Here is a 22,461-nt window from a genome sequence, read left to right on the forward strand (position 1 = left end):
TTGTGATTGAATCACTGATGAATGTTGAACTTTACTTTTCGTTATTTACAGCCCGAGGTCGCATCGCGAGGATTCGGTCTCGGGCGCGGGGATGGGGCTTATTTTTCGTTCTTCACAGCCTCAAAAGCCTGGTCGAGGTCGTCGATGAGGTCCTGATAGTGCTCCGTGCCGATGCTCAGGCGGATGGTGCCGTCGAAGATTCCCTGCTCTGAGGCTTCCTCGTCGCTGAGCTCTGAGTGTGTGGTACTCTTAGGATGGACGACGAGCGACTTCACGTCGGCGACATTGGCGAGGTCGGAGAAGATCTTCAGATGGTCGATGAAGTCCCATGCCTTCTGCTGCGAGCCGTCGATTTCAAAGGTGAAGATGCTGCCGGCGCCATTGGGGAAGTAGCGTTCGTAGAGCTCGTGGTTAGGATGGTCGGGCAGCGACGGATGGTTGATCTTCTTCACCTGCGGCTGTGTCTTGAGATATTCGATGACCTTCAAGGTGTTGAACACGTGGCGTTCTACCCGCAGCGAGAGGGTCTCAAGGCCCTGAAGGAGCACCCATGCATTGAACGGCGAGATACATGCGCCCTCATCGCGAAGGAGAAGAGCCCGGACGCGGGTGGCGAAGGGTGCCGGCACCTTACCGAAGACGAGTCCGTGGTAGGATGGGTCGGGCTGTGTGAATCCGGGGAACTTATCGTTCTGGAAGTAGTCGAAGGTGCCTCCGTCGACGATTACGCCTCCCAAGGAGCTGCCATGACCACCGATGAACTTTGTTGCCGAGTGTACAACGATGTCGGCTCCATGCTCTATCGGGCGGATAAGATAAGGAGTTCCGAAGGTGTTGTCGATGACCAATGGTATTCCGTGCTTATGAGCTATGGCCGCAGAGCGCTCAATATCACTGATGTTCGAGTTCGGGTTGCCAAGGGTCTCGATGTAAACGAGCTTCGTATTCGGACGGATGGCAGCCTCGAGAGCATCGTAGTCGTCAGGGTTGACGAACGTTGTGTCGATGCCATATCTGCTAAGGGTGTGCTTCAGCAGGTTGTACGTACCACCATAGATGGTCTCCGTCGCTACGACATGGTCGCCGGCATAGGCGAGATTGGTTATAGCATAGGTGACAGCAGCGGCACCTGATGCCAGGGCGAGACCACCCACTCCTCCTTCCAGGGCGGCGACACGGTCCTCGAAGACTCCCTGTGTCGAATTGGTCAGACGACCGTAGATGTTTCCGGCATCTTTCAGATGGAAACGGTCACTGGCATGCTGTGCATTGTGAAAAACGTATGATGTGGTCTGATAGATAGGCACTGCGCGTGAGTCGGTAGCCGGGTCGGCAGTCTCCTGTCCTACATGAAGTTGAAGTGTCTCGAAGTGATACTTTTTCTGATTCTCTTTTGCCATAATCAATCTCCTTTAATTGTTATTGTTTATCTGTGTGCAAAGGTACGGCGATTTCGGCATTCCCGAAATACCACACTATAGTCATTTCGCATACCACAAATGTGGTATTCATCGCTTTTTCGGCCCAAAATCAGCCATTTCAGCAGTATTTAGGGCCTAATTTATCATGATTTCTAACATCTACGGCGGCAATCATGATACCATAAAATGGAAAAAGGCCGGGCTCAGCCCGACCTATATATATGTACAATCGGCCACCGTGGGTCAATTGCAAGCCACATGCCGAAGTGTAGATGTGGATTTTTCTCAGCGCGGGCAGCTACGTTACGAACCGCGAGAGAATGCCTGTTGCAGTCTAATCGGTGATATGTCCCTTTGTCAGGGCATACTTTCCGCCTCCCGTGAGGCACAGTACTGCAGCACCAAGGAGATAGAGCATCGGCAGCTCAATAGCCCATCCGCCCGTCATCGGGTCGACGGAGAAAATGTCACCGAGGTGAGCCATGAGGATGGCTACGGCCATATTGCCGACCATCACCGCCGCAGCCACACGCGTCCAGGCCCCGACAACAATCAGCAGCGATGCCGCGAGCTCGGCAGCCAACGAGAAGTAAGCGATGAAACCGGGCAAGCCGATGCCTGCAAGCATACCCTCGATGGCCGAAACACCATAGAGAAGTTTGTGGATACCATGGAAAAGCATGAGGCCGCCGGTCATAAGGCGGAGCAGCAACAGTCCTAAATCGTTGTCGCGAAGGAAGTCTTTATCGAATGTCATAATAACTTGTTTTCGTTGCACCGGACAATAAAATAATGTGATTCTCTACTCCATCCAACAGCAGTCCGACTTTACCGACGAATGAAGATAATGGTAAGATAACGACATTGGGGACGATTTATTTTACGAACAGGTCATTATTTTGGAATTATTCCACATATAATCACCCGCTATAAGATTATCCCGATGATGGCAGAAAAGAAAAAACGGCAAAAGATTTGGACTTTACTGAATATTTTGTATATTTGCATCATACATCTAAACAACGACTTACTATGCAAGAATACGCTGACTACATCGTACAAATAGAGATTGACTCGCTGTGGAGCGGAAGGAAGCACATCAAGTGGGACCTCGACAGAAAGGTTAATATCCTCAGTGGCATCAACGGCGAGGGCAAGAGCACTATATTAAATAAGGTGGTGAAAAGCTTGGGAAAGAGCGACAACATCTCGAGCCACGGTCTGCGCGGGGTTCATCTGAAGGTGTTTCCTGAGGATGCCACGCGCATCCGTTTCGACATGATCCGTTCTTTCGACCGTCCGCTTCTCGACACCGACGCCATCAACAAGCTCGACATCTCGCTCGCCACGGAGCTCGACTGGCAACTGTATAAGCTGCAAAGGAAGTACCTCGACTACCAGGTGAACATCGGGAACCGCATGATTGAGGCCCTGCAGAGCGGCTCGCCCGACGCGGCGAAGAAAGCCCAGGAGATTTCGGAGCCTAAAAAGAAGTTTCAGGATATCATGGACAAGCTCTTCTCCTACACCGGCAAGAAGATTATCCGGACGGAGAACGAAATCCGTTTCTCACAGATTGGCGAAACCCTCGTGCCCTATCAGCTGTCGAGCGGTGAGAAACAGATTCTCGCCATACTCCTTACGGTGCTCGTCGAGGACCAGCAGAACTACGTACTCTTTATGGATGAGCCCGAGGTGAGCCTGCATGTCGACTGGCAGAAGCAGCTCATCGACCTCATCCTCGAACTGAATCCCAATGTACAGATAATCCTCACGACTCACAGTCCGGCCGTAATCATGAACGGATGGATGGACAAAGTGACTGAAGTTAGCGAGATAACGGATAAATAAAGCTATGCGACACCTCAAAGACAACATCAGTTCGGACTACATCAACGCCGCGAACCGCCTCAACGGACGCAAGGCGCGGAAGCGGATTGTGGCCTATGTGGAGGCCTACGACGACATCTTCTTCTGGCGCACCGTGCTCAGCGACCTTGAGAACGACCGCGTTTATTTCGAGGTTATGCTCCCCTCGCGCGGCAATCTCACCAAAGGCAAGAAGAGCGCGCTCATGAGTCTGCTAAAGGCAAAGGTCGGCGACTCGATGATTGCGTGCGTAGATGCCGACTACGACTATCTTCTCCAGGGTGTCACGGCGGTGTCGAAAGAGATCAACGAGAATCCCTACGTCTTCCACACCTATGTTTATGCCATCGAGAACTACCAGTGCTATGCGCCAAGTCTGCACGATGTATCTGTGGCTGTGGCACTTAACGACAAGTCGTTATTCGACTTCGAGGAATATCTCAGGGAGTATAGTGAGGCCATATATCCGCTCTTCGTGTGGAATATATGGTACTACCGCCGCAACCACTATGGCGAGTTCACCATCAGCGACTTCAATAAGGTAATCGAAACGGGGAACTTCAATCTCGCCGATCCGTACAGAGGGATAAGGAATCTGCGCCACAAGGTAGGCCGCAAGGTGCAACAGCTGCAGAAAGCCAATCCCGAGGCCAAGGAGAGCTGGCAACAGTTGAAGGACGAGATGAGAGATCTCGGGGTGACGCCCCAGACCACTTATCTCTTCGTCCAGGGCCATCATCTCTTCGACAATGTCGTCGTGCCGATGCTCGAGAAGGTCTGCGATGCCCTCATCAGGGACCGCGAGCGCGAAATTAACCGCAAGGCCGTCCACAACACCCAACGCTATAACGAGCTTGCCAGCTACAGTCACAGCGTCGAGGACATCGTCCCGATGCTCCGCCGGAACACCGGCTACCGCCGTTCGGAGTTCTTTATAAGGCTCCAGGACGACGTCAGGAAAATGCTGGACTCCCTTAGTTCTCCTTCCAGAAGGCCGGAGTGAAGAGCACAAGCACCGTAAACAGCTCCAGACGACCGACAAGCATAAGGAACGAACAAATCCATTTTATCCATTCCGGCAGTATCGACCACGACATCGTAGGACCTATCTCCAATCCCAAGGTAGGGCCAACATTGCCCAGACTACTCAGAGTTATCGTTATAGCATTGGTATTGTCGATGCCCGCGGCAATCATTATGAACGCGCAGATAAGAGCCAGACAAAGATAGAGCCCGATGAAGGCAAGGAGCGTCACCCGCTTTGCAGTAGGAACATTGAAACCGTCAATCTTCATCGGCAGCACCGCGTTGGGATGCAGAATCTGCTTAAACTCGTTGCGGACGACCTTCAATATCATCACGCCACGGATGCTTTTTATTCCTCCGCTCGTACTTCCCGAGCAACCTCCAAGAAACATACACACCGCAAGAATGACCCACGTGACATGCGGCCACTTAGCCGCGTCGTCGTTGAACAGACCCGTCGTCGTTATGAAACTGACCACCTGGAAAGCCGATGAGCGGAAAGCATGCTCCACGGTGTAATGATTTCGCGCTATGAGCTCAAGCATGATGAGAGCCGTGAAGAACAGAATTACCAAAGTATAGAACCGGAATTCCGAGTTGCGGAACATCTGCCTGATTTTCAACTTCGCCGCCGACATATATAATAAGGTGAAGTTTACGCCCGAGAGGAAGCAGAAAATGATACACACATAGTCCTCTGCCGGACTCTTGAAGGCGGCTATACTGCCCGACGTAGTGGAGAATCCTCCCGTTGCCGTCGATGTCATGGAATAGTTGACAGCATCGAAGACACTCATTCCACAGAGCCAGTAACAGAAAGCGCAGAGCACCGTGAGGATGAGATACACCGTCCATATCCACTTGGCACTGGTGCTCAGACGCGGCTGCAACTTCGATTTCAGCGGTCCCGTCGACTCAGCCGCGAAGATCTTCACCGACCCTCCGACCATCGAAGGCAGCACGGCGATGGTGAAGAAGACTATGCCCAGGCCGCCAATCCATTGTGTCAGCGACCGCCAAAGGAGGATTCCGTGCGGCAACTTCTCCGGATAGTCGATTATCGAGGCCCCCGTGGTGGTGAATCCCGACATTGTCTCGAAGAAAGCATCGGTGAATGTCATCGACGGATTGTCGAAGATGAACGGCAGTGTGCCGAAAGCCGAGTAGAGAACCCATGTCACCGTCACGACGAAATAGGCCTCGCGGCGCCCGAGAGAGGTGCTGGCCTTGCGGCCGAAGAGCCGGAACAAACCTCCCGCACCGACGATGATGAGTATGCTCCAGATAAAGGGCATGACATCATGGCCGTGGTTGAAGACAGCCACGAGCAGGCAATAGAACATCAGCGTAGCCTCCAACCAGAGCAGCGAACCGATTATCTTGCTTATAATCTTATAGTTAAGCATCACTTAAAAAGCCTCTCCAAATTCTTTAAGTCCATCTTATGCGCAAAGATGACGACAGAGTCGCCAGCCTGGATCTGCGTATTTCCCGACACGAGCATTCCCTTCTCATCGCGGACAAGGCCACCGATGGTGATGCCCGTAGGCAGTCCGAGGTCCTTGACGGGCTTGCGGGTGATCTTCGATCCCTCGGCCGGAATGAACTCGGCAACATCGGCATCGGCTGTAGGCAGGAAACGGATGTTATAGACATTGGTGTCGAGGAGCATCTGATAGATATAGCTTGCCGTGGTTATCTTCTTGTTGATAACCGTTCCGATGTCGAGACTCTCGGCCATACTGACGTAGTCGACATTCTCAACCATAGCCACAGTCTTTCTCACCCCCATGCGCTTGGCCGTCAGACAGGCCAGGATGTTTGTCTCGGCGTTGGGTGTCAGGGCCACGAAAGCCTGCGTATTGCGTATGCCCTCCTCCACGAGCAGCGACATATCGCGTCCGTCACCGTTGATGACGAGCGTGTCCTCGTCAAGAATCTCGTTAAGTTCCTCGCAGCGGTTCTTGTTTTTTTCCAGCACCTTGACGTTCATATATTCCGGCATCATCTTCACCGCTCTGACGGCAGTATTGCCTCCGCCCATTATCATTACGTTCTTTACGTCGGCGTAATGCTCTTTTCCCACAATCTTACGGATATAGGGTATGTAGTTGCGCGTAGTCATGAAGTAGGCCAAATCGTATAGTTTCAGCGAGTCGTTACCGCCCGGGATGATCGTATCGGCACCCCGCTTGATGGCCACGATATGGTAAGGGTCGTCGGGACCGCTAATGTCCTTGAGCGGCTGGTTGAGAATTTCGCATCCTTCGCGCAACTTTATGCCGAGCATGACAAGCTCGCCGTTGTGCACGTCCCACCTCTGTCGCACCCACGACATCTTCAGTCCGTTGATGATATCCTTGGCTGCCAGCATTTCGGGGTAGATGACACTGTCGATGCCCATCTCCTTGAAGAAGGCCTTGTCTATCTGTTCCGTATATTCCGGGTCGTCGACCTTAGCCACCGTTTTCTTTGCTCCGAGGGCGTGGGCCATGGTGCACGCCGTCAGGTTAGCCGTCTGGTCGGCCGTCACGGCGATGAACAAGTCGGCCTTGGCGGCTCCGGCATCCCGTAGGGCCCGAGGACTTGTGCACTTCCTGTCGAGCGTAAGGAGGTCGTAGTCGCGGTTGAGTTGCTCCAAGGCAGCCTCATCCTCGTCGAGGATGGTGATGTCGTAATCGTTGCGCGACAGCAACTTAGCGAGATAACTACCTATTGCCGATGCTCCGGCTATAATCACTTTCATCTGTCAAGAGTATTCAGAATCGTTTGTTTTATATTCTCATTGTCGATACCACAGAGCTGGCGCAACTGCGCCACGGATCCTTGTTCGACAAATTTATCGGGCAGTCCGAGGCGGATAACGTCCGGTTTGTATCCATGGTCGTCGAGCCATTCGAGCACTGCCGACCCCATTCCACCTTCTTTTATACCATCTTCGACGGTGACGACCGCCGAAGCTGTTTCGCCTACATATCTTAATATCTTCTCATCCAACGGCTTGAGGAACCGCAGGTCGTAGTGCTGCACCACGGCATCGTGCCCCACCGTCACGGCATCGTCGGCTGCCATCTCCTTCATAACCTCCTCGACATCATTGCCGATGGGCCCGATGGTAATCACTGCCGTCGTTTTCGGCTGATTATCAGCACCCTGTGCACCATCAGCATCAGCTGTAAGCTGTTCCCGCCGTGACAGAATCTTCCCGCCGTCGGCCTTCAGCGCCAGTCGGCTAAGGCACCTTCCGGTACCCACCTTTATCTCCTCCAACGGGCACCGCCAGTCGACGAGCACTCCCCGACCGCGCGGATAGCGTATGACGAAAGTTCCCTTTCCGGGCAGCTGTGCCGTGTACATCAGCCTCCGCAACTCGTGCTCATCCATCGGCGAGGCAATGGTGAGATTAGGAATCGGGCGCAGGGCCGCCATGTCGAAAGCTCCGTGGTGCGTAGCTCCGTCCTCACCGACGAGTCCGGCCCTGTCGAGACAGAGCACCACCGGGAGGTTTAGTATTGCCGCATCGTGGATAATATTGTCGTAAGCCCTCTGGGCGAAGGAGCTGTAGATATTGCAGAACGGCATCAGCCCGTCCTTGGCCATTCCCGCCGAGAAGGTCACAGCGTGGCCTTCGGCTATTCCCACATCGAAGGTGCGGTCGGGCATGGCCTTCATCATGATGCACATCGAGCTGCCTGTGGGCATAGCTGGTGTCACGCCTACTATTTTCGGATTCTGCTTTGCCAGTTCGAGGAGCGTCTCACCGAACACCGTCTGATACTTCGGCGGCTGTTCGCCGTTGTCGTCGGTGATGCGCTCGCCCGTCTTTGGGTCGAATTTTCCCGGCGCGTGCCATATTGTGGCACTCTGCTCGGCAGGCTTGTAGCCTTTGCCCTTAACGGTATGCAGATGCAGGAGTTTCGGTCCGCGCATGTCCATCAGCTGGCGCAGGATGCGCACGAGGTCGACGACATCATTGCCGTCGAAGGGTCCGAAGTACCGGATGTTCATTCCCTCGAAGATATTCTGCTGATGGCTGATGGCACTCTTCAGCGCATTATTGAGGCGGATGATACCCTTCCGGCGCTCGTCGGAGAGCATTCCCCGTGAGTGGAGCCACCTGCCGGCCTTGAAGCGCAGCCGGTTGTAAGTCTCGTTGGTGTCGAGATTGAGCAGATACTGTTCCATTCCTCCGACGGCCCTGTCTATCGACATGTCGTTGTCGTTGAGGATAATAAGGAGGTCGTTGGGCTTGCTCGACACGTTGTTCAGTCCCTCGTAGGCCAGTCCGCCGCTCATGGCACCATCGCCGATGATGGCCACCACGTGACGGTGCTTATGCTGTAGCTTTGCAGCCATGGCCATGCCGAGAGCAGCCGATATGGAGTTGCTGGCGTGACCGCACGTAAAGGTGTCGTACTCGCTCTCCAACGGTGTGGGGAACGGGCACAGTCCGCCGAGTTTCCGGTTCTCCGGGAAACGGTCGCGGCGGCCGGTGAGAATCTTGTGGCCGTAAGCCTGATGGCCCACATCCCACACGAGGCGGTCTTCGGGAGTATTGAAAACATAATGACAGGCCACCGCTATCTCCATTGCCCCGAGACTCGACGCAAGGTGACCCGGATTGACACTCAGTTGGTCGACAACGAATCGACGCAGTTCGGCGCACACCTCCGGCAACTGATCGACTCTCAGTTTTCGCAAGTCGGCGGGAGAATCAATTTTATCAATAAGGCTAAATTCTTTCTCGTCTGTCATTAGATATAAAAACGCATTAACTTTGCAAAGGTACTCTAAAATAGATAGATAACAAAGAAAAACTTTATTTTTCTTTAATTCAAAAACTTGTATGCTACGAAAATATTCCGTACTTTTGCAGCGGATTCAGCAGCATTATGGCAGCCGCGGTGCCCATTTGCACCCTCCCGGTTCAGCCGCAGCAAGCCATTTGCGTGCAAACCGTCAATAGCGGCAGACTGTTTCTGTCGTTCGCATCTTAGCTATTCAGGAACAAGATATGTGGTTAATAAAATTTATTAAGAACTGGACGCTCTTGTGCTCGCTCATTGTGGGCAGCGCCGTTTATCTCACCTTTTCGCGCATACCGCTGCTCGAGCCCATCGGCGACGCCGTCGGTCCGCGCCTTGTCGACCTCATGCCTTATGTCATCTTCACGATGCTATACCTCACCTTCTGCAAGATCGACATGCATAACTTCCGTCCGCGCAAGTGGCACTTTGCCCTTCAGGGCATCCGTGTGCTCCTCACGGCCCTTGTCGTCATAGCCATCAACCTTGTGCCCGCCGCCGACCACGAGACGAAAATCATCCTCGAGGGCGTGTTCATCTGCGTTATCTGTCCCACGGCGGCCGCCGCTCCCGTGCTCACCGAGAAACTCGGCGGCGGCATAGCCACGATGACGGTCTACATGATTATTGCCAACATCTTCTCCATAATCATCATTCCCACGTTCTTCCCTATGGTGGAGCGCAGTGCCCACATCACCTTCGGCTTCGCGTTCCTGCTCGTCCTGAAGCGCGTGCTGCTCGTCCTCGCCGTTCCCCTCGTCTTAGCATTGCTGTCGCAGAGGTTCGCGCCGCGTATCGTCGAGTGGGTCAAGCGGCGCCACAACCTCGCCTTCTACCTCTGGTCGTTCAATCTGTCGATCATCATGGGACTGGCCGTTCGCATGGTCTCCTCCACCCCGCTCACCGGCGAGGCCCTCTTCCTGCTGCTCTTCCTTCCGCTCGTGGTGTGCATCATCCTCTTCAGCATCGGCAAGGCCGTCGGCGGCATCTGGGGCGAGAATATCAATGGCGGTCAGGCTCTGGGTCAGAAGAACAATGTTGTGGGCATCTGGCTCATGAACTCCTTCCTCAATCCCGTCGCCGTCATTGCTCCTTGCGCCTATGTCGTATGGCAGAATATCATCAATGCCGTACAGTTGTGGTATAAGAACAAGCACGGATATCTGAAGTGGTAGAACCGCACCGGATATACGAAAAATCATTACAGCATTTCCATACATGCCATTTGGGCTTGCGAAACAGGCCGTTTTGCATTGCGAAAAGGACCGTTTTGCGTCCTGAAAAGGTCCGTTTTAGAACGCAAAATGGCCCTTATTGTAACTCATTAAGTATCAGGCCGTTGCAAAGGCGGGGAGAGATAGTCTTGAATTTGAATTATTATTACATTTTCGGAGAGGCAATAAAGAAAATCAATAGATAAACTTTTATACTGTCATTATCGCTTTGACACTTTCAAACGGAAAAAGGAAAAGAAAATCATGGTCATGCTCCCACATGGAGCAATGGGTCTAAAGCTATGGAGTAGTCTTACGAGCAAGCTCGCCGCCTACTCCATAGCTTTAGACCCATACCTTTGGTGTCAAGCCTGCCCATGACGAAAATCGCTAAAGCGTAAAATTGCCCCTTGGGCATAAAATCATGCAGCCGAAAAGTTAGTTCATAGCGTATAGAGAGTCTGCTATACTGCGTGTGTTCTGTTGGGCGGTACAATATTTATGAACCTTGGAGCAATCTATTTTATGCGCTTAGGCGCAATTTTATGCCAACGCATTTTTCGTCATTGGCTGGCTTTAGATCCCATTGGAGCTAAAGCCTGCCTATGAATATTTTCCTTGAGTTATGGACATCTCTAACCAATTATAGATCCGAACAGAAAAGATTACAAATATCAACCCACAGTAAATATCAAGTACACCGAAAAACCATTTCGTGATTCAAGGACTGCGCCCTCTGCATCTTCCAGGTACCGTCGTGTTTCGAAGTAAGTTTCGGCCCGCGACACCAGAAAGAAACAACCTTCGTTCCTCAAGCTTACATCACTGCAAAACAAACTAGGAAAACAGCTGATACCGGGGCTCGTTTTTTAGCAGAATAGGCGATGGCATGGGCTGCAGTTATGGTTGCCTCTTAATCCCAATTGTAGGGTTATATAATATAAAACATCTTACTTTAAGTTAAAATGCAAGTTTTCTGAGCATTTAATTCAAAATATAGAGATGGATTTCGGGAAGATTTTATATCTTTACCCCAAAATTAAATAAATTCAACCCATATGACACATTTAAATCGACTAAAAGTTGTCCTTGTTGAGCGAGAGAAGACAGGGAAGTGGCTTGCCGACCAATTAGGAAAGTCAACTTGTACTGTAAGCAAGTGGTGCAAAAACACTGTACAACCAGACTTGATCACTTTAGATAAAATTTCAAAATTATTAAATGTGAGTATTAAAGACTTATTGGTAGACAATCGAGAATCACAAATAAAAGAATAAACATAATGTCTCTTAGGGAAAATATATCAACTGTTATCGTAAATCACATTTTGAATCGTTACGGTGACAGCATGGACTATGCAAATAAAATATTGGATTCTGTTAGGATAATTTTGTCCTCGAGTGTAGATGAATATGTGTTACCTCAGAAAATCTTTATCAACGATCTGTTTCCTGTGACAGAAAAAGGTGATTATCAAGATGCTCTTTCTAAGATTAATGAAAAAGAAGCTCGTCGTAAGAAAGAAGGTGTTTATTATACGGATTGCGATGTTACAGATTTTTTAGCAGCGAACACCTTCTTGCATTATGCCAAGCCATCTGAAAGAAATGTATATGGTTTAAAAAAAGCATTGCGAAAGTTAGACTTGTTAAGCTCGGATCAAAAGATTCGGATTATTAACGCAAGTACATTAGATCCTACATGTGGAACTGGAGAGTTCTTGCTAAGTGCTCTTTCTATAAAGATACGTCTGTTCAAACAAGTGGGAGGAAAGAATTACAAAGAACTTACTCAGTCGGTCTATGGTAATGACATTGAACTTCAATCAACTGAAATTACTAAAATTAGAATGTTTTTCTTTTTGATTGATTCTTTTGATGTTGAATTGCCTGTAGGTGAGATCGCACAAAGGCTGAATGCTAACTTCTCTAATGTAGATGCTATTGTTTATGACGGAATTACGTTTGGCAGTAAGGATGTGATTATTGGCAACCCTCCTTATATTGAGTATAGAAAATTTGACGGTAAACCAGAATATGCATATGGTAATGTCTATGCCGATGTATTGCATAATTCTGTAAATTCTATGACGGAAGATGGAATAATGGCATTCGTCATACCATTATCATACATTTCTACAATTAGAATGTCAAAAATAAGAAATTACATAGCTGAAAGGTCAAGAATGCAGATTATAATGAATTTTGCAGATAGACCTGACAGTCTGTTTTCATGTGTCCATCAAAAACTTTCTATCGTCATTGCGCAAAAGGTATCGGATCATGGAGGTGTACTTTCATCTTCTTATAATTATTGGTACAAGAGTGAAAGAAGAACTTTATTTGAGAATATTCATCTCTCTCCTACTATAACTGATAATACAGATTATTGGCCGAAGATTGGCAACAATGTAGAAAAGAGTATTTATAAAAAATTTCAAAGATTAAGAGGCATAGATATGTTGTCATTTGAAGATGATAATACAATGGCAAATTTATACATAAATCAAAGAGCATGTTTCTGGATGAAGGCTTTTACCCACGACATGCATTCAGATAGTTACACAAAATATTCTGTACCCTCAGATATTCTACCATTTGTTTTTTGCCTTGTGAACTCAAGTCTGTTTTTCTTACTATGGGTTATAATTTCAGATGGATGGCATATAACCAGGAAGGAACTGTCCTTTATAAGGATTCCAACGAATATAGGCGAGCCACACACATGGCAGAACTTGATGAATAGATTGGAAGAAGAACTTGAGAATACAAAAGTTTATGTTGGCACTAAGCAGGTTGATTATGAATATAAGCACAAAGAGTGCAAATACATTATAGATGAAATTGATGACCAACTTGCCGAAGTTTATAAACTCTCAGAAAAACAACTTAACTATATAAAGAACTTCGGACTTAAATATAGATTAGGCGATGGAGCATAATGTAATAGATTTGTTCGCTGGTTGCGGTGGATTTTCTGTCGGATTCGAACGTGCAGGTTACAAAATAACCAAAGCAGTAGAATTCGACAAGAGCATTGCTGCATCTTATTCTCATAATCACAAGCGAACAAAAATGTTAGCGGAAGACATAAGAAACATTGCCGATAATGAACATTTTACGAATGGTGAGGCAGACATAATAATTGGAGGTCCCCCTTGCCAAGGATTCTCTATGGCTGGAGCTCGAATAAGAGAAAAAAAAGCATTTATAAATGATCCACGAAATTATCTATTCCGTCATTACGTTGAGATAGTCAAGATAGTTCGTCCTAAAGTGTTTATGTTGGAAAATGTCAAGGGTATATTGTCTAAAGATGGCGGTGCTATATTTAGGGAAATTGTAGACGCTTTCGGAGATCCTGACAATTTCGACGGAGATAAATATTATCTTCATTATAAGGTTTGCAAAGCTGTAGAGTTTGGTATACCTCAAAGACGAGAAAGGGTCGTTATGATAGGCGTGTTGAATAATGATTACAACATTGACGATGTATTTTCTATGGCGAAAGAAGAAATCCTTGCGTCAGAGCCGCACTTCTTCGACGCTGTTACTCTTAGAGATGCTATCTCCGATATCCCAAGCCCCACTATCGATGGTAAAGCACAACTGCTTGAATGCAATAGTGCATATCAGTCAACACTACGCAAGTCAGATGGCATGATAACTAATCACATAGCATCGAAACATAATGCATTGGCGATAGAGCGTATGATGCATGTCGCAGTAGGCCAGAATTGGCAGGCTTTAAATGAAGAAATTCACTCAGTCCACAGCGGCGCATATGGCCGTTTAGATTGGGACTTGCCGACAATGACAATTACAACCAGGTTTGACACTCCTGCAGGAGGACGTTTTATACATCCTGTTGAGAATAGAACTCTAACCCCAAGAGAGGCTGCACGTGTGCAATCATTTCCTGATAGTTTTGAGTTTATTGGTAATAAAACCTCAGTATGCAAGCAAATAGGCAACGCGGTTCCACCAAAATTGTCTTTTTTTCTGGCACACGTAGTTAATGTTATATTATGCGGACGATACAAGATTTAGTTTAGTATGGAAGAAAGTAAAGATATTATAAAGGCAAAACTTGATTCACTTAACGATTCAAGTATTTGGACATTTGCTAAACAAGACACAAACTTTGAAAACATTTTCAAAGCGGTCTGTATATTTGATTCTATTACGGATTTAAGCGAAGTGAATGTGGAGCAATACTTTGCATCACACTCATTACCTGATGGCTTTAGATGCAACCACAGGATGTTGTCGTCTGCGCAATTGTTCGGATTGTTGACAAAGAACTCAAGCTCATATTCTAACGAGTCTGTTACGCCGGTATTTCGCGAATTACAGAACTATCCAATTGGAAGTAGGGAGTTCAACGTCATTAAGTCAGAGCAACTGCTCAAGATAAAAATTTGGGCAATAATCAATAAAGCAGACAACACAAATAATCATCAAATACTTCCAGTTTTCTTTATATTTGATGTGCTATATAAGCTACATGAATGTGGTATTGAGGACATTTCATTGGATCAGTTGTATACGTATGTAATGACATGTTCTCGTAAGGAAGAAGCAGAGAATTGTGTTGAATGCTTGTTACACAATCCCCCAGAAAGTCCTTTAACTAAAACTTTTGCAAGCAAATGCAGAATGTGGACTCTGATAACCAATAACTCCAAACTGTTTTGTGTGTCAGAGGGAAGAGTTTCCATAAATCCTAATTATCTTGAATTCTTTTATAATCATTTTTATATGAATAAGAAAAATGTAATTGATGCGGTGTTAAGTTCAATACTCGAATATCATGATGCATACAAGGCTGTCTTGACAACTGTGCAAGGCTTGAATATCGACCTCACCGATGAATCACCAAAGGAATATATAGACAGACGAAGTGTGAAAGAAGACTTGAAAGAGTTACCTATACAACAGATAACTTATGGTGCACCTGGTACAGGAAAATCTCACGGCATAAAAGATTTGACAGTGGGAGAATCCGTTATCAGAACAACATTCCATCCAGATAGTGATTACTCAACTTTCGTTGGTGCATATAAGCCTGTAATGGAGGAATCGGAAATGCATGTCGTGCCTGTTGTACTCAATAATGGTGCCAGTTTCGAACAGAATGAAGGAACCTTTAAGGAGAAGAGAATCAGCTATAAATTTGTCAAACAAGCATTTCTGAAGGCTTATCTTGGTGCATGGAAGAAATTCGCAGATTCTGAAGGCGTAATTAAACCACAGTTCTTAATTATTGAAGAAATTAACCGTGGAAATTGTGCCCAAATATTTGGCGATCTATTCCAGTTGTTAGACCGTAATGATGAAAATAACTTTTCATCGTATCCTATTGATGCGGACACTGATCTTCAGAGAGAGATAGAACTTGCTTTTGCCTCTGAGAAAGATGGCGATTATCCAAACCCATACAAATTGTCGAAAGACATTGAAATAGAGGGTGCCGTGGATGACTATACAAGCAACTATGGTTCAACATTGTCAACAGATGTTCAAAAGGGTAGGATTCTGCTGTTGCCTCCTAACCTTTATATCTTGGCAACTATGAATACAAGCGATCAAAGCCTCTTTCCTATTGATTCTGCATTCAAACGTAGATGGTCTTGGAAATACGTTAAAATTACAAACGCAAAGAAAGGATGGACAATAAAAGGACCAGATTACTCATGTGATTGGTGGACATTTATTGAGGAAATAAACAAGAAAATTGCGACAGCAACAAATTCTGATGATAAGAAACTTGGTTATTTCTTCTGTAGACCAAAGAAGGACACCAACTATATTGATGAAAGTACCTTTGTGGCAAAGGTGATTTTCTACTTGTGGAATGACGTGTTCAAAGATAATGACAATTCTATATTTAATGTAACCAGTCAGGGTGGAGAACCTTCATATGATGACTTCTATAAAGAAACTGAGTCCGGTGATATTATTCCTAACTCTGATTCTGTGAAAAAATTCCTCATAAACGTTATGGGTGAAGAAAACATCACCTTGTCAGTTTCACGAACTGAGAAAGGAAGTCAGGCTGGACAAGCTGCTGTAAAACCAGAAACGATAACACCTTCAGCTGAATAAACGTAGATGCATATTCTAATTGAAGAATACCAATATCCCTATGAGAAAATAAAAAAAATACTCAAGGGATTAGACGTACTTCGGGATGCAAATGGTAAGGTAAGTCTCAGTTATGTAGGCTACTACTTTAACCCAGATCCTGAGGTACGAGATTGTGTGTTCATACTGCCCAAAGTTCTGTTGGAGAAGGTCGATGGTAAGGAATTAATATTTGGACACATATCCCCTCTCGATATAATAAATATTGAGGACTGCAAAGATTTGAAGTCTGAAGAATACAAATTTATATATAATTTGTCTGTCTGGATCTATCGCGCTATCTACGTTTTTAAAGAGCATGAATATGACGAACGAAGGGGCAAGAAGAAGACAGAGCCTTCTTTAGTACTCTACATGCAAGCACCAGTAATGGGGCATTCAAAACGAAGGAAAGCAAATACATTCCTTGATGTCTTACTTGCTCTGCAACAGTGGAATAAGGATAATGAAAGTTTTGTAATGTTCACTTTAAAGAACATTCACTCTGGTTTCAATAAAATAAATTGGACTCGCACAATATCAAAGTCGCAGGCTTTGGTGGCATCTTCTAATATGTCATTAGGTCACCAAGATGTTGCTTACTTGAATCCTATTAATAAGAAAAAACAGATTAACTTTGATGAAGAACTGCTCATAATATTCTTTAGTATCCTTCAGTATTTGAAGGATTCGTATGGATTTCCTGTAAATATTAATATTAACTTCGAACTAATAAGAGGAAAGAAATTTGAGTGGTACATAAAAGGCTACGGAAAAACGAGGCTGAAACAGATAAAATATAAGTATTTTTCTGATAAGTCTTTGGAACTATGGGAATTGTGTTATGCATTTTTTGAGCATCCTTATCAGATCAATTTGAATATTGAATCTAAGGAATATCTTTTGGTAAAAAGTTTCCATGTTGTATTTGAGGCTATAATAGATGAACTGATAGCTGGAGATCAAGTACTACCTAAAGAACTTCTTGATCAAGAAGATGGAAAGAGAGTGGATCATATGTACCAGTATCAAGAGCTCACCAATAATGACAGAGATGAAAATATCTATTATATCGGTGATTCCAAATACTATAAGCGAGGTTATCAGTTAGGTAGAGAAAGTGTGTATAAGCAATTTACTTATGCAAGGAACGTGATACAATGGAATTTGGATCTTTTCAACGATGGCAAACCGGAAGAACAGGTGGGGCATGTCAAATTGAGAGATGACCTAACAGAAGGATATAATGTGATTCCTAACTTTTTTATAAGTGCAAGCCAAGAGGAACTTCAACCAAAAGATGATATTCATCTTGCAACAGATAAGAAACCATTTCATATTAGCAGACAGTTTGAAAATCGCTTATTTGATAGAGACACGTTTTTACTGGCTCACTACGATGTCAATTTCTTGTTTGTTATCGCATTATATGGCAGAGAAAATAAAGCTACAAAGATAGAATGGAGAAATAAGGTGCGAAAAATGTTCCGAAATGAGATTCAAGAAATGCTTAAGGCCAACTTTGAATTTTACGCTATGACAGCTCATTCAGACATTGAGCCAGAAACTTATATCCGACAAAACTTCCAATCCATCTTAGGCAAGGTCTATCATCCGTTTGAAGATCGAAAAGGTAGCAGTCAACAATACTTCTCACTTGCCTTACGCAAGCCTGAAAAAGAGCATGATGCTATTATTAGACAACGCATATCTGATGAGAATGATGCAGTTTTACATAAACTAAAAGAGGATTTCTATGTCGCAAAATGCCCTCTTGGCGTGGATCCGAAATTATTGCCAAAGAATGTGATGCCCATTGTAGAACCTCGTCCTCATATTGAGATTCCAAAGGGGTTACTAACCATGCATCATTTGGAGAACTATCCAGATACTTACTTCTTGGTTGGCGGATTTAATGGTGTTGAACAACTTAATTGGATTTTCAGTAGGCGAGGTAAGAAACGTAATGATGCATATAATGTTCGGTTAGGAAAGGAAGAGCGTGGTGGTGTTGTAAAGAGTCGAGATTATATCAGGCATGCTAAATTTGTCTTACTTTATGAGTATGGCAAAGAAAGTGAAGGAATTCGCTATGCATTCAGAGTAAGAAATACTGGTGAACTGCGTAAGCAACAGATGATAGATACAGGCTATACCAATCCACATCATGAGAGGTACTTCTGCTATTTCTTTGATGAGGAAATCTCACTCGGCGAATTTGACGTTAATGAAATAATAGATTTTGATAAAAAAAATTACGTAGCTGAAGTAGTGAAAAATATGAAACTCCCAAAGGAATATGCAGATGGCAGACCTATATATATATTGGGGCGTGACCTTATCAAGTTTAGGAAATAATCACGTCCGATGCCATCCGCATCGTCCCAACTCAAAGACTGCGCTCGCTACCGCTCGTATATTCTGAGGTAACGGATGATTCAGAATCTCCGAGTCTGTCGGTGTCAAAAATAAAACCACTGCGAGAAAGACATCAGATACACCGAAATCGAGTAGGAGGTAAACACTAATCATAGGTGCTTATCTCCTATTTTCGTGTTCACCACCCTCTCACACCTAATGCGAACGTTCGCATTAGGTGTGTTATGCGAACTTTTATTTAATGCGAACTTTTTGCCGCTGATGCTAATGGATATTGGCTAACCGGACGGAAAAAGTTCGCATTAAATTTTTATTTTTGCAGGCGTAACATAACTACGCCTATGGAGATAAAAGACATAGCAGGCTCTGACATCAAGCCATTGCTTGAGTATATTGAGGAGCAATCCAGTAAAGACAATGCTGATCTTTACTGTTATGAGTTCAAACACATCGTAGAGACTGCGGCAAGTCATCCAACTCTCAGCATTGAAGAATACAAGAAGATGTTGATAACCTCGGCCAAGAGTGGATGGTCTCAGACGCACAGACGTATAAGCCTCGTTGATAAGATATGCGATTATATCAGCAAAGGCTCCTTGCCCATGGTTCAGCACAAGCGGAAGAGTCTGCCATCGGAATACACCTCTTTAATATCTACGTTGCGGAAACGTCTGGCCAGTACAACTTTATCACCAAGAACAATCGAAAACTATGTGGATGCAGTCTGGTCTTTTTGTGCTTACCTGAGCGAGCACAATGTGCAATCTCTCAAGAATGTAACAGAACAACTGGTTGTCGCTTACTTCAATGGCTCAGACGGCAAGACGCGCGGCCGTACCATCTCCCGCAGGATACGGAATGCCATCCTGAAGTGTCTGGACCTGTGGGAGGAAGGTATAGGTGACAGAGTTGTAGCCATGCTTCCCGATTGTCCTTCTGGCACCACTATATACCCCGGACTTTCCAAGGATGAAAGTGCAGTCGTGGAAAAGATCTTGATCAGTGATGATGCCTCCGTTTCTTATCGTTCAAAAGCTATCTGTAGCCTTGCCTTTTATGCTGGTTTGAGAGAATCGGACATATCCAGTTTGACCTGCAATAACGTAAACTTCAAGAAGAAGGTCATACATATCAAGCAGCAGAAGACGGGTATGGAGTTGACTATTCCATTGGACGTTATATGCAGCAACCTTATAGTCAATTATGTAAGATTGGAGCGCCCGCCAAGCCAGTCACCATATATCTTCATCAGAAAGAAGACAAAAGGCCGCCTGGCAAGACAAGATATGTATGAGGCCAGCCTTGATGTGCTGTCAGTAGCAGGCGTTCATGCCAACAAAGGAGAGCGGAAGGGGCTGCATTTGTTTAGGCATCACATGGCAACATCTCTGATAGAGACCGGTGCGAACCCAGCGATAGTGTCTGCCATGTTGGGTCATCGGGATCCTTCTTCCGCCCTTAGGTATCTCAACTCCGATCTTGAACTATTAAAACGATGTTCGCTGTCTATCAGCGAGTTTGCATAAAACCTTCTATCATGCTTACCATCAAAGAAATCGTTTCCCAGTGTGAAGAATATAGGAAATTCTCCGGTCGAAAGCCGCTTTGGACGAACGTGTATACGTTTGTCTACTTCTGTCAAAGACATGGCCCGTACTTCCTGCAGAATGTTGTTGACGAGTGGTGCAAACGCCGGGATGCGGAGGCAAACAACTCGTTTTACAACAGGGTTCAGGATGCCCGCCGTGTCCTGGATTATGCCAACGAACGTGGCTATACTGATGTCGCGGTCCATGTCCAAGTAAAATGGAGCAAGCCAACACATAAACTAGTCCGCTTAAAGGAAGAGGAACTCAAGAACTTCTTCATGGCCATAAACCAGTATCACTTCTACAAAGCAGTGTTCCCAAACGAAATCAATGAGCTCACCTGCAAGGTTATCTTCAAACTGATGTATAGCAATGGCTTGCGTCCTGTTGAGGTCAGAGAATTGGAGACAGAAGATGTTGACTTGGTTAGCGGCGTTATCAACATCCGCCGAACTAAGGGCTATCGCCAGCACCAAGTAGTGGTTAATGATGACATGTTGATGCTGCTCAAAAGATATGATGAGCAGGTAAACCGGCTTGTGCAACACAGATACAACTTCTTCCTGAACGGTGCCGGAAGGAAGTTGGGACGTGGCTATATCGACACTTGGTTCTCTCGTTTCTGGCATAAGTACAATACTACACCAGCAGTTGCTTACCACCTCAGACACAACTATGCCATCGCCAACTTCAATGCCATGAGTGGCATGAACATCGACGAAGCGTATAAGTACGTCGTCGCGCTGAGCAACAGTATGGGGCATGCTTCTATCAAGCAGACCTTGTACTATTACTCCCTTACGGCACAGTACTCTGAAGTGCTAATCAGACTTAGTTCCGAGAATATAAACAACATCATACACCAACTGCCCCATGAAGAAAACCGATTCTAAAGCTAACAGGGAGACCTATGCAAAGCTGTCTTCACTGTACAAAGAGTGGATCCAGCAGTGTCGCTCGATTGTTGGAGCCAACACCATCGCATCTTATAAGGCAAGCCTGAAACTCTTCTTCATAGAGTATCTTGCAAAAGCCAAGCACATTGTCTCTGAGTCTTTTACTCTTGATAATGCGCTGTCACGAAACCAGATTATGGAATGGGAGAAATGGCTTGCTGATGAACGTGGAAACAAGCCACAGAGCATCAACATCCGGCGAAGCAACCTTGTCGCCTTCCTTGAATATATCAGTACCAAGGACATCATCTATGTGCAGTATTATGCTGCGGCTAAGAATATCCATTGCCTGAAAACGGTCCCTGTCAAGACGTGCAGCCTTACTGACCAGGTTCTTGAACTGATAATCAACATGCCGGATGTGCATACGAAGACAGGCCTTCGCGACACCGTGTTGATGGGTCTTTTGTATGCGACTGCCGGCAGACTCAACGAGGCACTGTCAATACACATAGAAGACCTTTGCCTATGTAAGAACGGTGAAGGCGAATCCTATGTTACTCTGCTTGGCAAGGGCAACAAATACAGGTCAATGCCCTTGGACAAGTCTGTTGTGGAGCAGCTCCGATTGTACATATCCCGTGTCCATGGGCCATCACCCAACCCGAAGGACTATCTGTTCTTCTCCACTTACAAAGGCATCAAGGCCAAGTTGTCGGAAAGAGCCATCTCGAAGAGACTGAAAGCCTATGCAGCCGAGGCGCATAAGCTGAACCCGGATGTGCCACTCGATTTTCACTCCCATCAACTCAGGCATACCCGGGCAACAAACTGGATCAAGGAAGGCCACCAGCTTCCTGTTGTATCAAAGTTGCTTGGTCATGAGAACATCGAGACGACTATGCACTATCTGGACATCACCATGGAGATGATGGTCGAAGCTGCATCGCAGTCGAAGACTCCTGAGGCAAAGAATATCCAGCAGGAATGGACCGATGATGAGATAGAGCAGCTGTTCAACTTCTAAAATTTAATGCGAACTTTTGCCGTCCCATTAGCCAATATCCATTAGCATCAACAGCAAAAAGTTCGCATTAAATAAAAGTTCGCATAACACACCACCGTACGTGCGGTTCC

General features: G+C 46.1%; 16 protein-coding genes. 11 read left to right on the plus strand and 5 right to left on the minus strand.

Annotated elements, in window-relative coordinates; all coding sequences use genetic code 11:
- Positions 1-98: 98 nt before the first annotated feature.
- Positions 99-1,400 (minus strand): O-acetylhomoserine aminocarboxypropyltransferase/cysteine synthase family protein, encoded by a 1,302-nt coding sequence (locus LDN30_RS09665; protein ID WP_223926431.1) that lies wholly within the window; start codon positions 1,398-1,400, stop codon positions 99-101.
- A gap of 355 nt (positions 1,401-1,755) precedes the next feature.
- On the minus strand, positions 1,756-2,178 hold the full coding sequence (locus LDN30_RS09670; protein ID WP_223929371.1) for a DoxX family protein: 423 nt from the start codon (positions 2,176-2,178) through the stop codon (positions 1,756-1,758).
- A gap of 275 nt (positions 2,179-2,453) precedes the next feature.
- Here LDN30_RS09670 and LDN30_RS09675 point away from each other — a divergent pair, with 275 nt between their 5' ends.
- Both LDN30_RS09675 and LDN30_RS09680 read left to right on the plus strand, forming a co-directional pair.
- A complete protein-coding gene (locus LDN30_RS09675; protein ID WP_223929372.1) occupies positions 2,454-3,272 on the plus strand; it encodes an AAA family ATPase in 819 nt (272 codons plus the stop codon).
- 4 nt (positions 3,273-3,276) lie between these two features.
- Entirely contained in the window at positions 3,277-4,293 is a 1,017-nt protein-coding gene (locus LDN30_RS09680; RefSeq protein ID WP_223929373.1) for a DUF4435 domain-containing protein, read from the plus strand.
- Here the strand turns inward: LDN30_RS09680 and LDN30_RS09685 are convergent.
- From LDN30_RS09685 to dxs, 3 genes are read right to left on the minus strand one after another with little or no spacing between them, the layout of a single operon-like run.
- Positions 4,265-5,722, minus strand: a complete 1,458-nt coding sequence (locus tag LDN30_RS09685) for a TrkH family potassium uptake protein (protein ID WP_223929374.1) — start codon at positions 5,720-5,722, stop codon at positions 4,265-4,267. The genes LDN30_RS09680 and LDN30_RS09685 overlap by 29 nt on opposite strands.
- Complete coding sequence (trkA, locus tag LDN30_RS09690) at positions 5,722-7,062, minus strand: Trk system potassium transporter TrkA (protein ID WP_223926436.1); 1,341 nt, start codon at positions 7,060-7,062, stop codon at positions 5,722-5,724. The genes LDN30_RS09685 and trkA overlap by 1 nt, the downstream gene beginning before the upstream one ends.
- Positions 7,059-9,071: a 1-deoxy-D-xylulose-5-phosphate synthase gene (gene dxs, locus LDN30_RS09695; RefSeq protein WP_223926437.1), complete on the minus strand. Its 2,013-nt coding sequence runs from the start codon at positions 9,069-9,071 to the stop codon at positions 7,059-7,061. The genes trkA and dxs overlap by 4 nt, the downstream gene beginning before the upstream one ends.
- 259 nt (positions 9,072-9,330) lie before the next feature.
- Between dxs and LDN30_RS09700 the strand changes: the two genes are divergently transcribed.
- From LDN30_RS09700 to LDN30_RS09740, 9 genes are all read left to right on the plus strand, one after another.
- Positions 9,331-10,296 (plus strand): bile acid:sodium symporter, encoded by a 966-nt coding sequence (locus LDN30_RS09700; RefSeq protein WP_223926438.1) that lies wholly within the window; start codon positions 9,331-9,333, stop codon positions 10,294-10,296.
- A gap of 1,097 nt (positions 10,297-11,393) precedes the next feature.
- Positions 11,394-11,612, plus strand: a complete 219-nt coding sequence (locus tag LDN30_RS09705) for a helix-turn-helix transcriptional regulator (RefSeq protein WP_223926439.1) — start codon at positions 11,394-11,396, stop codon at positions 11,610-11,612.
- A 5-nt stretch (positions 11,613-11,617) separates the two neighbouring features.
- Positions 11,618-13,276: an Eco57I restriction-modification methylase domain-containing protein gene (locus LDN30_RS09710; RefSeq protein ID WP_223926440.1), complete on the plus strand. Its 1,659-nt coding sequence runs from the start codon at positions 11,618-11,620 to the stop codon at positions 13,274-13,276.
- Positions 13,266-14,384: a DNA cytosine methyltransferase gene (locus tag LDN30_RS09715; RefSeq protein WP_223926441.1), complete on the plus strand. Its 1,119-nt coding sequence runs from the start codon at positions 13,266-13,268 to the stop codon at positions 14,382-14,384. The genes LDN30_RS09710 and LDN30_RS09715 overlap by 11 nt, the downstream gene beginning before the upstream one ends.
- 6 nt (positions 14,385-14,390) lie before the next feature.
- Entirely contained in the window at positions 14,391-16,442 is a 2,052-nt protein-coding gene (locus tag LDN30_RS09720) for a 5-methylcytosine-specific restriction endonuclease subunit McrB (RefSeq protein WP_223929375.1), read from the plus strand.
- A gap of 6 nt (positions 16,443-16,448) precedes the next feature.
- Positions 16,449-18,818, plus strand: a complete 2,370-nt coding sequence (locus tag LDN30_RS09725) for a restriction endonuclease (RefSeq protein ID WP_223926445.1) — start codon at positions 16,449-16,451, stop codon at positions 18,816-18,818.
- Positions 18,819-19,180: 362 nt separating this feature from the next.
- Positions 19,181-20,365, plus strand: a complete 1,185-nt coding sequence (locus LDN30_RS09730) for a tyrosine-type recombinase/integrase (RefSeq protein WP_223926446.1) — start codon at positions 19,181-19,183, stop codon at positions 20,363-20,365.
- An 89-nt stretch (positions 20,366-20,454) separates the two neighbouring features.
- Positions 20,455-21,321, plus strand: a complete 867-nt coding sequence (locus tag LDN30_RS09735) for a tyrosine-type recombinase/integrase (protein WP_223926447.1) — start codon at positions 20,455-20,457, stop codon at positions 21,319-21,321.
- Positions 21,302-22,351 (plus strand): tyrosine-type recombinase/integrase, encoded by a 1,050-nt coding sequence (locus tag LDN30_RS09740; protein ID WP_223925625.1) that lies wholly within the window; start codon positions 21,302-21,304, stop codon positions 22,349-22,351. Before LDN30_RS09735 ends, LDN30_RS09740 begins: the two co-directional genes overlap by 20 nt.
- Positions 22,352-22,461: the final 110 nt, after the last annotated feature.

Source organism: Prevotella lacticifex (genome assembly GCF_019973375.1).
Taxonomy (GTDB): domain Bacteria; phylum Bacteroidota; class Bacteroidia; order Bacteroidales; family Bacteroidaceae; genus Prevotella; species Prevotella lacticifex.